Here is a 12,695-nt window from a genome sequence, read left to right as displayed (position 1 = left end):
ATCCATCTCTAATTTATCAATTAAAGTACGGCAGATGTCTCAGGAAATTGGTTTGCTGAAACAGTCATTGGAGATTGACGAAGCTAATAGGAGAGAAGTTAAAGAATACATGTTACTTATAGAGAAGAAGGATGAAAGGTGAATAAAAAAAAATATATATATATTGCTTTTGGGATTTTAGTATGTTTTGGGCTGATATTTTTTTTTCGAAAAGAATTACCAGCAGGGTTTAACTATTTCTATTTTATAATGAGTTTTTTTGTTTATACTTTGGTACTCCTATTAAGGTCTTATAAACTCAATCGAATTATTAATGCGTATACTGACATGAGTTATAAGGAAGCTTTGTCCTTGACTGCATCAAGTCAACTTATGGGAGCATTTATTCCAGGACGTGCTGGGGAAATTCTTGTATCTGCTTATTTGAAGTTTAAATACACTGTTGACATTTCCAAGATTTTGCCAATTCTATTTCTTGATAAAATTATTGAATTATTCTGTGTTCTATTATATTCTGTATTCGCTATTTTAATGATTAGTGGAAGTTTGTTCTCTTTTGTTAGCGGGAATTTTAATGGAATTAAAAGTAATAATTATTTGGTTCTATTTTCAGTGGTTATTTTTTTAATAGTGCTTATTCTTACAATAATTAAAATATATCGAGAAAAATTAAAGAATATTTTATTTAACGTTAAGCAGAGTTTACTTATCCCCTTAAAAAAACCAATGCTAGGGGTTATTATTATTTTTTGTTCTTTTTTTACAATAATAACAGAATATTTTTATTTGTATTTGATTTTTCATGCTTTTAATATCGAAATTACACTAATAAAAATAATTGTTACACATTCTCTAGGCATGATTGTTGGTGTGCTGAGTATGATTCCGGGTGGTCAGGGGAGTACGGAAGTTACCATGCTTGCTGTGTTACATTTTTGGGGCTATACAACATTAATGGTGATATCCCCTATTTTGGCTAGCAAAGCGCTAACTTATATAACATTATTTGTGTATGCATTACCTTTACTGCCTTACAGTATTTCTGTATTGAAACAAAGGAGGACATCCAGAAAGAGGTTGAAAAATGGATGATTTAGTATCCGTTATTATAGTCAATTATAATGGTGCAGATTTCATAGAAGAGTGTATAGAATCAGTGATTAGTCAATCTTATACTAATTGGGAAATTATTGTGATGGACAATAATTCTACAGATGGTTCTATAGATTTACTGAAAAAGTATCCTTTTGTTCAATTAATTGAGTCAAAGGAAAATTGCGGATTTGCAAAAGGGAATAATATTGCAATTGAGCATTCTAAGGGTGAATTTATTGCTCTTTTAAATAATGATGCAAAAGCTGATCCTAATTGGTTAGAAAGTCTACTTTACAATCTTAAGCAAAATCCGCAACTTGGAAGTTGTGGGTGCAAAATAATTTCTTACTATGATTCTCAAATTATGGATTCAGCAGGTTTACTTATAAATATTAGTGGAATGTCTAGAGGTAGAGGCAGAAACGAAAGTATCAATGGTTATAATACTTCTGAGCGGATTTTAATACCTAGCGGTTGTGCTGTTATGTATAGAAGAAGTGCGCTAAATGAAGTGGGATTGTTTGATGAAGATTTTTTCTGCTATTGTGAAGATACAGATCTAGGTTTTCGGCTTCAGCTTGCCGGTTGGGAATGCTTCTATGTTAGTGAAGCAGTGGTTTACCATAGATATTCTGCATCTGCTGGCAAGTACTCACTTTTTAAAACCTATCTAGTTGAGAGAAATCATTATTGGTTTGTTATAAAAAACTATCCCATATCTTTATTGTTGATGAATCCTATTTATACAATAAAACTCTATTTATTTCAATTTTTCAATATTCTTAATGAAAAAAGTGCAGCTAATGAATTAATAAATCATTCTAAGAAAAAATTAGTTCTGACTATTTTAAAAGCTCATAGAGATGTATGGAGAAGTCTTTTCATAATGCTAAGAAAGAGAGCAAATATAAATAAACTAAAAAAGGTTGATAATAAGCAAATAAAAGGTTGGATTAGAGAGTATAATATATCATTCTCAGAGCTATTCAAATCCTAATTTTAATATTCTTTAAAATCAGACAATACAATATTGGTTTTATACGGATAATTTTTTAATTGTAAGAGTTGAAAATTGAATTTGCTCAGACTAAGCTCATTTGTGTGCTAAGTGGTGCGATCTATGATTTCATCATGGATATCCGTCGCAACTCTCCCGCATTTGGACAATGGGTCGGGGTCATTCTCAGCGAATACAACAAGCGTCAGTTACTCGTACCTAGGGGTTTCGCCCACGGATTCTGCACGCTCGGTCCCAACACCCAAGTACTATATAAAGTGGACGAATATTATTCCCCTGAGCATGATCGTGGCATACTATGGAATGATCCGGCGCTGGGAATTGACTGGCCGACTACGAATCCGGTGTTGTCTGATAAGGATCAACGTCATCCGCTTTTAAAAGATGCGGAGTTGAACTTTGAGCTGTAAACCTAGATTGGAATTATATGCAATATGTTTCCTGCTCTTTTGTAGAGAGTGGGACTCAATCGTCATAACAACTAGTAAAAGGTGGTCAACAAATGAAACTCCTCATAACCGGCGGAGCCGGCTTTATCGGCAGCAACTTTGTAATCTACATGCTGCAGCAACACCCTGATTACCAGATCGTCAATGTGGATGCGTTGACGTATGCAGGGAATCTGGAGAACCTGAAATCTGTTGAGAATCATCCGAACTATACGTTTGTGAAGGCAGACATTACTGATGTAGCGGCGATGGATAAGCTGATCGGTGACGGTGTGGATGTAGTGGTTAACTTTGCTGCTGAGTCTCATGTAGACCGGAGTATTCTGGAGCCGGAAGTGTTCGTGAAGACGAATGTGCTGGGTACTCAGGTGCTGCTGGATGCGGCTAAGAAATATAGTGTGACTAAGTTCGTTCAAGTGTCTACGGATGAGGTCTATGGATCACTTGGTGCTACAGGTCTGTTCACGGAAGAAACACCGCTGACGCCGAACAGCCCGTATTCTGCAAGTAAAGCAGGCGGAGACTTGCTGGTGCGTGCTTATCATGAAACCTTTGGGTTGCCAGTTAACATTACCCGGTGCTCGAATAACTATGGTCCTTACCAGTTCCCGGAGAAGCTGATTCCGCTGATGATCTCGCGTGCGCTGGCAGATCAGGCTTTGCCTGTATATGGAGACGGAATGAATATCCGTGATTGGTTATATGTTGAAGATCACTGCAGCGCGATTGATCTGGTTATTCATGAAGGCGTGAATGGTGAAGTGTACAACATCGGCGGCAACAATGAGCGGACGAATGTGCATATCGTGAATACTGTGCTTCAAGAGCTCGGCAAGCCGGATTCGCTGATTTCGTATGTTCAGGATCGTCCCGGGCATGATCGCCGTTATGGCATTGATCCAACAAAGATTACGAACGAGCTGGGCTGGAAGCCTAAGCACACGTTCGAAACCGGCATTAAGGAAACTATTCAGTGGTATCTGAATAACAAGGAATGGTGGACTCGCATTCAGTCTGGCGAATACCAGAAATATGCCGCACTCCAGTACGGTACCCGTCTGGGGGATTCTCTGTAATGGCGAAGATGAAGGTGTTTGTCACAGGCTCTGGCGGGCAACTGGGGCAGGATCTTATGCTTTTGCTTCAAGGGCAGGGGTATGAAGTGCTGGGCTGTGACCGTCAGGAGATGGATATTACCGATCTGGACCAGTGCCAACAGACTATTGGTGCGTTCGCTCCCGATGCGGTCATTCATTGTGCGGCTCATACGGCAGTGGATGCAGCTGAGACTGATGTGGATGCGGCGTACCTCATTAATGCTACAGGAAGCCGGAATGTGGCGCTGGCTGCTGAGAAGGCAGGGGCTAAGCTGGTCTATATCAGCACGGATTATGTATTCGATGGCATGGGGGAGCAACCTTACCATGAATATGATAATACCGACCCCAAGAGTATCTACGGGAAGTCCAAGCGTGCCGGAGAGGTATTAGTCCAGTCGTTATCCTCCAAGTATTTCATCGTACGTACCTCTTGGGTCTATGGCAAATACGGCAATAACTTTGTCAAAACCATGCTGAAGCTGGGGCAGGAAAAGCCGTTGCTGCAGGTTGTCGATGACCAGAAGGGCTCACCTACCTATACGGTGGACCTGGCAAGATTCTTGCTTAAGCTTATCCAGACTGAAAAGTATGGAGTGTACCACGCCTCGAACACAGAGTCTTGCACATGGTATGAATTCACCCAGGCCATCTTTGCGGAAGCAGAGGAACTTCTGGGGCTGAAGTTTACAGCGAAGCTTGAACCTTGTGCGACGGAGCAATTCCCCCGTCCGGCGCCTCGTCCACGCAACTCGGTGATGGAGCATCTAGCGATCCGTACCAACGGGTTCCAGGATATCCGTCCATGGCGTGAAGGGCTGAGAGACTTTTTGCTAGAGCTGAAATAGCTGCAGGATATGTTGAAGAACCCCTAATCCATCTTAATGGTTAGGGGTTTCTTATTGTAATTCGATAGTATTGGTGGGGTCAATTCAACAACCTTCCATAGCCCGGCACCTCTGTTTTCGTTATAATGGGAGTAACAGGTTCGTACAATGAATATATGGAATTCGAGGTACCCCATGAAACTTAAAACAGTCAGTGTGCATATTGTTACTTATAACAGCGCAGATGATATAGCGGAATGCTTGTCGGCTGTGCTCGGACAGGATTATCCGGTCAAAAAGATTGTGGTGGTGGATAATGCGTCCACGGATGGTTCGGCGGAGAAGGTAAGGTCGTTCTATCATGAGCTTAGTCAGGGTTCAGCGCATACGCGCTTAGATCCTTTATACTCCGTTGACATAACAGCAACCTTATCTACAACCGAAGCAGCAACCAACTATGGAGATTCTAAAGACAGCCCGCTTCCCCCAACCCTCGTCCTCCTGGAAAATGAACATAACACTGGCTTCGCCCCCGCGCACAATCAGGCGATTGCCGGTACAACGACCGATTATGTGCTGGTGCTGAACCCGGACCTTACGCTGGCCCCGGATTATATATCTAAGCTGATCGCCAGGATGGAAGCCGATTCCCGGATCGGGAGTGCCACAGGCAAGCTGCTGCTGAAGGCGGATCATTCGCTGGTGGATAGTACCGGACTGCGGATGAATAAGGCGCGGAGGGCATTTGACCGTGGAGCGGGAGAGTCTGCTGACCAGTGGAATGAGTCTGGCGAAGTATTGGGTGTCTCCGGTGCAGCGGCGATGTACTCGCGGCGGATGATTGAGGATATCAGCGTGGAGGGGGAGTTTTTCGACGCGGATTTTTTTGCGTATAAGGAAGATGTGGATGTGGCTTGGCGTGCGGAATTGTTCGGCTGGAAGGCCTACTATGATGCGGAAGCGCTAGGCTACCATGAGCGGGGGTGGAAGACGTCCGGACGGAGTGGTAAAGCGATGTTCATCAAGCGGATCTCCTATATTAATCGGTATAAAATGATATACAAGAACGAGCCCTCCCGCACACTGCTGCTCACTCTGCTAAATTCTCTTCCTTACGAGATCGCCGCACATGGCTACTCGCTATTGAAAGAGCCTAAGCTGTTAGGAGCCTGGACCTCCTTCTTCGCACAGAGAGCTGCCCTGAAGCGCAAGCGCCGCTATATCCAGGAGAAGGCTAAACGTCAAGCACAATAGGGCAAGTGGGGAAGAAAATGAAGAACTTAGAGGAGTCCCGCAGATATTTTAAAAGACGCTTATTATCTCGGTATCTATGCCAGTTAACATCATTCGTCCTCATTATACCCACGCTTGTAAAAACCTCCCTGAATAGGCGCTGCCTATCAACGGGGTTTTTGTGTTATAATAATTGTCGATAGATTACTAAATTTGTCAGGAGAGTATAGCAGTGAATGTAGATGTTAGTATATTGATTCTAAATTACAACACATGCCGCCTGACGATGGATTGTCTGAGGTCGGTATATGATTCGGAGACAAGGTATTCCTATGAAATTATTCTAGTAGATAATAACTCCCAGGATGACTCGGTGGAGATGATAAGCAAGGAGTTCCCGGAGGTGCTGTTAATCGCCAATTCGGAGAATGTAGGCTTTGCCAAGGGGAATAACCAGGGGATGGAGGTCGCCTCCGGGCGTTATGTGCTGCTGCTCAATTCAGATACCGTGATCCGTAAGGATACGCTGGAGACGATGCTTGCGTTCATGGACAGCCGCCTTGATCTTGGCGCGTCCGGGTGTAAGGTGATTCTGCCGGACGGGTCGCTCGATAAGGCCTGCCGGAGAGGGTTCCCGACACCGTCTGCGTCCTTTTATTATGCGTTTGGCTTCAGTAAGCTGTTCCCGGACCGTCCGAAGTTCAACGGCTATCAGCTGGGCTATCTGGACCCGGATGACGAATATCCGGTAGATTGTCTGGTTGGAGCATTCATGCTGCTGCGCCGGGAGACGATTGAGCAGGTGGGCGGGCTGGATGAGACCTTTTTCATGTATGGAGAGGATCTGGATTGGTGTTACCGGATCAAGGAAGCGGGCTGGGGGATCTATTATTATCCGCAGACGTCCATCGTACATCTGAAGGGTGGGAGTGCGCGCCGCAGACCGTTCAAGATCGTATATGAGTTTCACCGGGCCATGATTTTATTTCATAAGAAGCATTATAGCAGCCGCTACAACAGTATGATAAATGGAGCGGTCTATGCGGGCGTCAGCGTTAAGTTCACTCTGTCGCTGCTGCGCAACGCATTGATTGCCCCGCGTAAGGTACCTACACCCGCACAGAGTTTGAATGTTCCCGGGGAAGCCGGTATCCGCAATGAATCGAAGGCTGAGGTGAGATTATGATGCGCCGGAATCAAAAGTTTTTGACCCAACTATATATGGTAGCCGACTTTATCGTGATCCAGTTGTCCTTCCTTGCGGCCTGGTGGCTGAAGTTCAAGAGCGGCTTGCTGGAATCCTACCGGACGCTGCCTATAGAATCCTATGGGTACTGGAGTATTATCTATGGGGCCATAGCCGTACTGATCGGTATTGTAGTGTCTCTATACTTGCCTAAGCGGAAGAAGCGGTTCATTGATGAATTCGTCAAAATTTTTCAGGTACATGTTATGGGTATTTTTATTCTGCTTGGTCTAATGTTCTTCTTGAGAGAAATTGATATCTCCCGGCAATACCTGGCGATCTACATGGGCTTCAATATTCTATCCATTATGCTGTACCGTTATGTGCTGAAGAAGATGCTGAAGTCGCTGCGTGAAAAAGGCTTCAACCGCCAGTTCGTCCTGATTCTTGGTGCAGGCACATTGGGTAAAAGATTCTATAACAACCTGGAGCAGTATCCGGAGCTGGGCTATGAGGCTATCGGGTTCCTGGATGACTTCCATCAGTGGGATGGCATTGAGGAGCAGCGGTATAAGCCGATTCTGGGTACCGTGGATCAGCTGGAGGCGATGCTGGAGATGCTTCCTGTCGATGAGGTGATTCTGGCGCTGCCGCTGGATGCCCACTCGAAATACCCGGCTATTATTGCAACTTGTGAGAAAGCCGGGATGCGGACGCTGATTATTCCTGACTTCTTCGATTACCTGCCGGCCCGTCCGTATTTCGATAACTTTGCCGGGATGCCGATGATTAATGTGCGCGATATTCCGCTGGATATGGCTGGGAACAAAATGGCAAAGCGTGCGTTTGATATTGTGTTCGCCTTGTTCGCCATTCTTATGCTGTCTCCGGTGATGCTGATTGTTGCGCTCGGAGTGCGCCTGACTTCACCGGGGCCGGTGATTTTCAAGCAGGAGCGGGTGGGGCTGAACCGCCGTAATTTCATGATGTACAAGTTCCGTTCCATGAAAATGCAGACGGATGGTGAAGTGGACACAGGCTGGAGCACGAAGGAAGATCCGCGCCGGACCCGCTTTGGTACGTTTATCCGCCGAACGAGTCTGGATGAGCTGCCGCAATTCTTCAACGTGCTGTTCGGGCAGATGAGTGTGGTTGGTCCGCGGCCGGAGCGCCCTTATTTTGTAGAGCAGTTCCGCGGCGAGATTCCGAAGTATATGGTCAAGCATCATGTGCGGCCGGGGATTACCGGCTGGGCTCAGAGTAACGGTCTGCGCGGGGATACCTCGATTGAGGACCGGATCAAGCATGATATTTTCTATATCGAGAATTGGTCTCTGCTGTTCGATATCCGGATTATTGCCAAGACTATTCGTAATGGGTTTAAGAACGCTTATTAATACACGGTCTTATCTATATTCTATTCTCCGCTAAAAAACGGTTGCTGCCCCTTGAGGATGACACAGCCGTTTTTGCTTTTTTCAGCCGACTCTCTACTACTTGCAAAGGAGACTGCCATCATGAAGAGAACAAAGCTTATTGCTTCTATTACTATGATCGGGGCTGTTACACTTCTGCTTGTATTGATGCTTGGAGGAAAAGAAAAACAGCCAGCTACAGGCTTCGCGGCCCACAGGGTCATTGCCCATGCCATGGGCGGAATCAATGACAAGGCGTATACCAATACCAAGGACGCTTTTATTGCGAACTATGAGCAGGGGACCCGGATCTTTGAGGCGGACCTGCTGCTGACCAGTGATGAACAGCTCGTGGCCCGTCATGAATGGACTACAGGTATGAGTAAGAAGCTGGGTCAACAGGAGGTTCTTCCTCCTGACAAGCAGGGAGAGGTGCTGACTCACGATGAAGTGATGAACAGCCCGGTGCTGGAGCTCTACTCTCCGCTGGATATTGAGAAAATCGTCAATCTGATGGAGATCTACCCGGATACCTATATTGTTACGGACACGAAGGAGCTGGAACCGGAACAGGTAACGAAGCAATTTCAGCTCATTGTAGAAGCCGCACGGAAGAAGGACCCAGCGCTGCTGGAGCGGATTGTTCCGCAGATTTACAGCCGGGAGATGCTGGAGGTTGTGAAGCAGGTGTACGCTTTTCCGGAAATCATCTATACCCTATACCAGACAGAGGACAGCGACGAGGTGGTCACTGAATTCGTCAAGCAGACCGGCGTGGACATCACGATGCCGACAACCAGGGCTACCAAGAGCTTCGTGCGTAACTTGAAAAAAGCGGGCGCCAGAGTCTATGTGCATACCGTGAACGATGAGCAGGAGATTGTGGAGCTGTCCCGGCTGGGCGTCAACGGATTCTATACTGATTTTGTCCCGGAAAATGATTTGAACCGGATCAAGGGTCTCCGCTGATCGAGGAGAAGGCTAAGGCAAATATGCGAAAAAATGTTCGCATTTTGTTCTCTTTTAAATTGACACCCCCCTTCGTGCTGACTTAGACTAGAGATACGGATTTTTGCGAGCGCAGGAGTGTGTATATTCACTTAGATGAACAATGAGGATGGACAAAGATGAACGAGATGCGGCAAATGATCAGGCCATGGCGGCATGTATTCAAGCTGGACCCGGACCGTGTGCTTGGTGACAAGGAGCTGGCCGCTGTGTGCCAGTCGGGAACCGATGCGATTATCGTAGGCGGCTCTACTGGCGTGACTTATGAGAATACAGTGAGTCTGCTTGCGAGAATCCGGCAGTATGACCTGCCTTGCGCGCTGGAGATCTCGGAGCTGGAGGCCGCTGTGCCCGGTTTTGACCTGTATATGATTCCCATGGTGCTCAACACTGACGATACTTCATGGATTCTCGGCCATCACCGCCGGGCGATTGAACGCTTCGGCAGTCTGATCCCATGGGAATTGCTGCTGACAGAGGGCTATATTGTGCTGAACAGCGATTCCTCGGTAGCGCGCCTGACCGGTGCGGACTGCTCGCTCGATGCGGCTGGTGCGGGAGCCTATGCGCAGATTGCAGACAAGCTGATGAACCTCCCGGTGGTCTACCTTGAATATAGCGGACGTTATGGAGATCTGGAGATTGTGCGCGAGGTCAGGGAAGTGGTTGAGCACAGCCAGCTTTTCTACGGAGGCGGAATTACAGGTCCAGAGGAAGCCATGCATGTAGCCGCGCTATGTGATACAGTAGTGGTCGGCAATATTATTTATAGTAATGTGGAACAAGCGCTGTTGACGGTCCAGGCTGTACGGGATACACCGCAGATGGACTGGTAGAGTTTATAGATCATGTCCAAATGTTCACCGCAGCGACGACCAAGCTTCGAGTTCAAACCTTAAGTGCGTCTTATATAACTTATATTCAGAAAGGAGCATGTAACACATGCAACTTGTTAACATACAGGACGCCGTAAGCCGTCTGAATCCCCCGCAGCGTCAGGCTGTAGAAGCAACTGAAGGACCCCTGCTAATCATGGCTGGCGCGGGCAGCGGCAAGACCCGGGTGCTGACCCACAGGATAGCCTGGCTGATTGCGAACCGCAAGGCACCGCCTTGGGCGATTCTGGCGATTACGTTTACCAATAAGGCCGCCCGGGAGATGCAGGATCGTGTCTCCAAGCTGGTAGGGCCGGAGGGCCGGGATATTTGGGTATCCACTTTTCACTCCATGTGTGTGCGGATTCTGCGGAAGGATATCGATCAGATTGGTTTCACCTCGAATTTCTCCATTCTGGATTCGACAGATCAGCTGTCCGTCATCCGCAATTGTATGAAGGATCTCGACATCGACACCAAGAAGTTCGAACCGAAGGCCATCCAGGCTGTCATCAGCACGAATAAGAATGAGTTGATTACACCGGCGCAGTATGAGCAGAAGGTTGGCGATTATTTTGAAGGCCTGGTGGCTAAGGTGTATTCCAAATACCAGCACCGGCTGAGAAGCAATAACTCTCTCGATTTCGATGACCTGATTATGAAGACGATCGAGCTGTTCAAGGAGAAGCCGGATGTACTGGATTTCTATCAGAAGAAGTTCAAGTATATTCATGTCGATGAGTATCAGGATACGAACCGTGCGCAGTACATGCTCTGCCGGATGCTGGCTGAAGGCCACCACCGGATCTGCGTGGTCGGGGACAGTGACCAGTCGATCTACCGCTGGCGCGGGGCGGATATCTCGAACATTTTGAACTTCGAAGAGGATTACCCCGAAGCCCAGACGATTCTGCTGGAGCAGAATTACCGTTCCACCTCGAACATTCTGAATGCCGCCAACGGCGTGATTGCCCTCAATACGGGACGCAAGCCGAAGAAGCTGTGGACCGACTCCGATGAAGGCGCGAAGATCAAGGTGTTCCGTGGCGACACTGAGCATGACGAAGGATATTTTGTCACCGGGGAGATCAACAAAAATGTCAAGCAGGGGCAGGCCTACCAGAACCATGCGATTCTGTACCGTACGAACGCCCAGTCCCGTGTAATAGAAGAAATTCTGATCAAATCGGATATTCCCTACCAGATCGTTGGGGGGATCAAGTTCTACGACCGTAAGGAAATCAAGGATCTGCTGGCGTATCTCCGCCTGCTGTCCAATCCTGATGATGATATCAGCCTGACGCGGATTATCAATGTTCCGAAGCGCGGGCTGGGGGATACAACCGTTGGGAAGCTTGCGGCAGCGGCTGCGGCCCAGGGCGTCTCGATTTTCCGGGCGCTGCAGACGGTGGATGATCTCGGGTTCGCCGGGCGGACCCGCAACACGCTGGTGGAATTCTACGATATGATCGAAGCCCTGCACCGGATGGTGGAATTCCTCTCGGTGACAGAGCTGACTGAGAAGATTCTCGAGCTGTCGCAGTACCGCCTTGAATTGCAGAATGAGAATACGCTGGAGTCCCGTTCACGCCTGGAGAACATTGACGAGTTCCTGTCCGTTACGATGGAATTCGAGAAGAACAATGAAGACAAGTCGCTGGTCTCCTTCCTGACCGACCTGGCGCTGGTTGCGGACATCGACAGCGTGAACGATGAAGAAGAACGCAGTGATGCGGTGGTGCTGATGACGATGCACAGCGCGAAGGGGCTGGAGTTCCCGACCGTCTTCATCATCGGGATGGAGGAAGGGGTGTTCCCGCACAGCCGTGCCTTCCAGGACAATGATGAACTGGAAGAAGAACGCCGGCTGGCGTATGTGGGCATTACCCGTGCGGAGAAGCAGCTGTTCCTCAGCTGCGCACGGATGCGCACGTTGTTCGGGCGGACGAACGCGAATGCGCCGTCCCGCTTCCTGGAGGAGATTCCGGAGGAGCTGAAGGAAGATACTGTCCGTGAATCGGACCGCTTCCGGCGCGGAGGCGCGGAGGCTGGCGGTGCCTATGGCGGCCGGGGCTTCAGCGGAAGCGGAGGCAGCCGGGGGAACTTCGGCAGCCGCACCGCAGCTGCCGGGAACGCGCCGGGAGGCGGCGGGTCCGCCAGCTTCGGCAGCGGCAGCTCGGCAAGCGCGGTGCCTGGCGCGGGCCGTGTGGTGGTGACGACCGGAGGCGCGCAGCGCACGACGGGCGGGGCCGGGGCGGCTGCGGAGGCCGGAGGCTTCAAGGCGGGCGACAAGGTCGCCCACGGCAAATGGGGCACCGGCACCATTGTGGCCGTGAAGGGCAGCGGCAACGATACGGAGCTGCAGATTGCCTTCCCGGCGCCGGTAGGCGTTAAGCGGCTGCTGGCCGGCTTTGCGCCGATCACCAAAGTTGAATAAATCAAGCTTGCGATTAACGGCAGTGCTTTTGGATCACGCTAACCGTAGGAAACCT

At 48.2% G+C, this 12,695-nt stretch carries 10 protein-coding genes and 1 pseudogene; all 11 read left to right on the top strand.

Features of this window, described 5'->3' with window-relative positions; translation table 11 throughout:
* The first annotated feature begins 138 nt into the window (after nt 1–138).
* Entirely contained in the window at nt 139–1,092 is a 954-nt protein-coding gene (locus MKY12_RS28645) for a lysylphosphatidylglycerol synthase transmembrane domain-containing protein (protein WP_339311791.1), read from the top strand.
* Nucleotides 1,085–2,092 (top strand): glycosyltransferase family 2 protein, encoded by a 1,008-nt coding sequence (locus MKY12_RS28640; protein ID WP_339311789.1) that lies wholly within the window; start codon nt 1,085–1,087, stop codon nt 2,090–2,092. The genes MKY12_RS28645 and MKY12_RS28640 overlap by 8 nt, the downstream gene beginning before the upstream one ends.
* An 83-nt stretch (nt 2,093–2,175) precedes the next feature.
* A pseudogene (gene rfbC, locus MKY12_RS28635) lies at nt 2,176–2,523 on the top strand (dTDP-4-dehydrorhamnose 3,5-epimerase); the annotation flags it as partial.
* A gap of 92 nt (nt 2,524–2,615) precedes the next feature.
* On the top strand, nt 2,616–3,638 hold the full coding sequence (gene rfbB / locus MKY12_RS28630; protein ID WP_076083572.1) for a dTDP-glucose 4,6-dehydratase: 1,023 nt from the start codon (nt 2,616–2,618) through the stop codon (nt 3,636–3,638).
* Nucleotides 3,639–3,646: 8 nt separating this feature from the next.
* Nucleotides 3,647–4,507, top strand: a complete 861-nt coding sequence (gene rfbD / locus MKY12_RS28625) for a dTDP-4-dehydrorhamnose reductase (RefSeq protein WP_339315001.1) — start codon at nt 3,647–3,649, stop codon at nt 4,505–4,507.
* Between the two features lie 174 nt (nt 4,508–4,681).
* Complete coding sequence (locus tag MKY12_RS28620; RefSeq protein WP_339311786.1) at nt 4,682–5,740, top strand: glycosyltransferase family 2 protein; 1,059 nt, start codon at nt 4,682–4,684, stop codon at nt 5,738–5,740.
* Between the two features lie 211 nt (nt 5,741–5,951).
* Nucleotides 5,952–6,905 (top strand): glycosyltransferase family 2 protein, encoded by a 954-nt coding sequence (locus MKY12_RS28615; protein ID WP_339311785.1) that lies wholly within the window; start codon nt 5,952–5,954, stop codon nt 6,903–6,905.
* A complete protein-coding gene (locus MKY12_RS28610; protein ID WP_339311784.1) occupies nt 6,902–8,302 on the top strand; it encodes an undecaprenyl-phosphate glucose phosphotransferase in 1,401 nt (466 codons plus the stop codon). Before MKY12_RS28615 ends, MKY12_RS28610 begins: the two co-directional genes overlap by 4 nt.
* Before the next feature lie 120 nt (nt 8,303–8,422).
* Nucleotides 8,423–9,289 (top strand): phosphatidylinositol-specific phospholipase C/glycerophosphodiester phosphodiesterase family protein, encoded by an 867-nt coding sequence (locus tag MKY12_RS28605; protein WP_339311782.1) that lies wholly within the window; start codon nt 8,423–8,425, stop codon nt 9,287–9,289.
* Between the two features lie 167 nt (nt 9,290–9,456).
* On the top strand, nt 9,457–10,164 hold the full coding sequence (locus tag MKY12_RS28600; RefSeq protein WP_339314999.1) for a heptaprenylglyceryl phosphate synthase: 708 nt from the start codon (nt 9,457–9,459) through the stop codon (nt 10,162–10,164).
* A gap of 106 nt (nt 10,165–10,270) precedes the next feature.
* Nucleotides 10,271–12,640, top strand: a complete 2,370-nt coding sequence (gene pcrA / locus MKY12_RS28595; protein WP_339311781.1) for a DNA helicase PcrA — start codon at nt 10,271–10,273, stop codon at nt 12,638–12,640.
* Nucleotides 12,641–12,695 lie beyond the last annotated feature (55 nt).

Source organism: Paenibacillus sp. FSL M7-0896, from assembly GCF_037975415.1.
Taxonomy (GTDB): Bacteria; Bacillota; Bacilli; order Paenibacillales; family Paenibacillaceae; genus Paenibacillus_AQ; species Paenibacillus_AQ silagei.
Note: the sequence above shows the minus strand (reverse complement) of the source record. Positions and strands in the feature narration are given on the sequence as shown.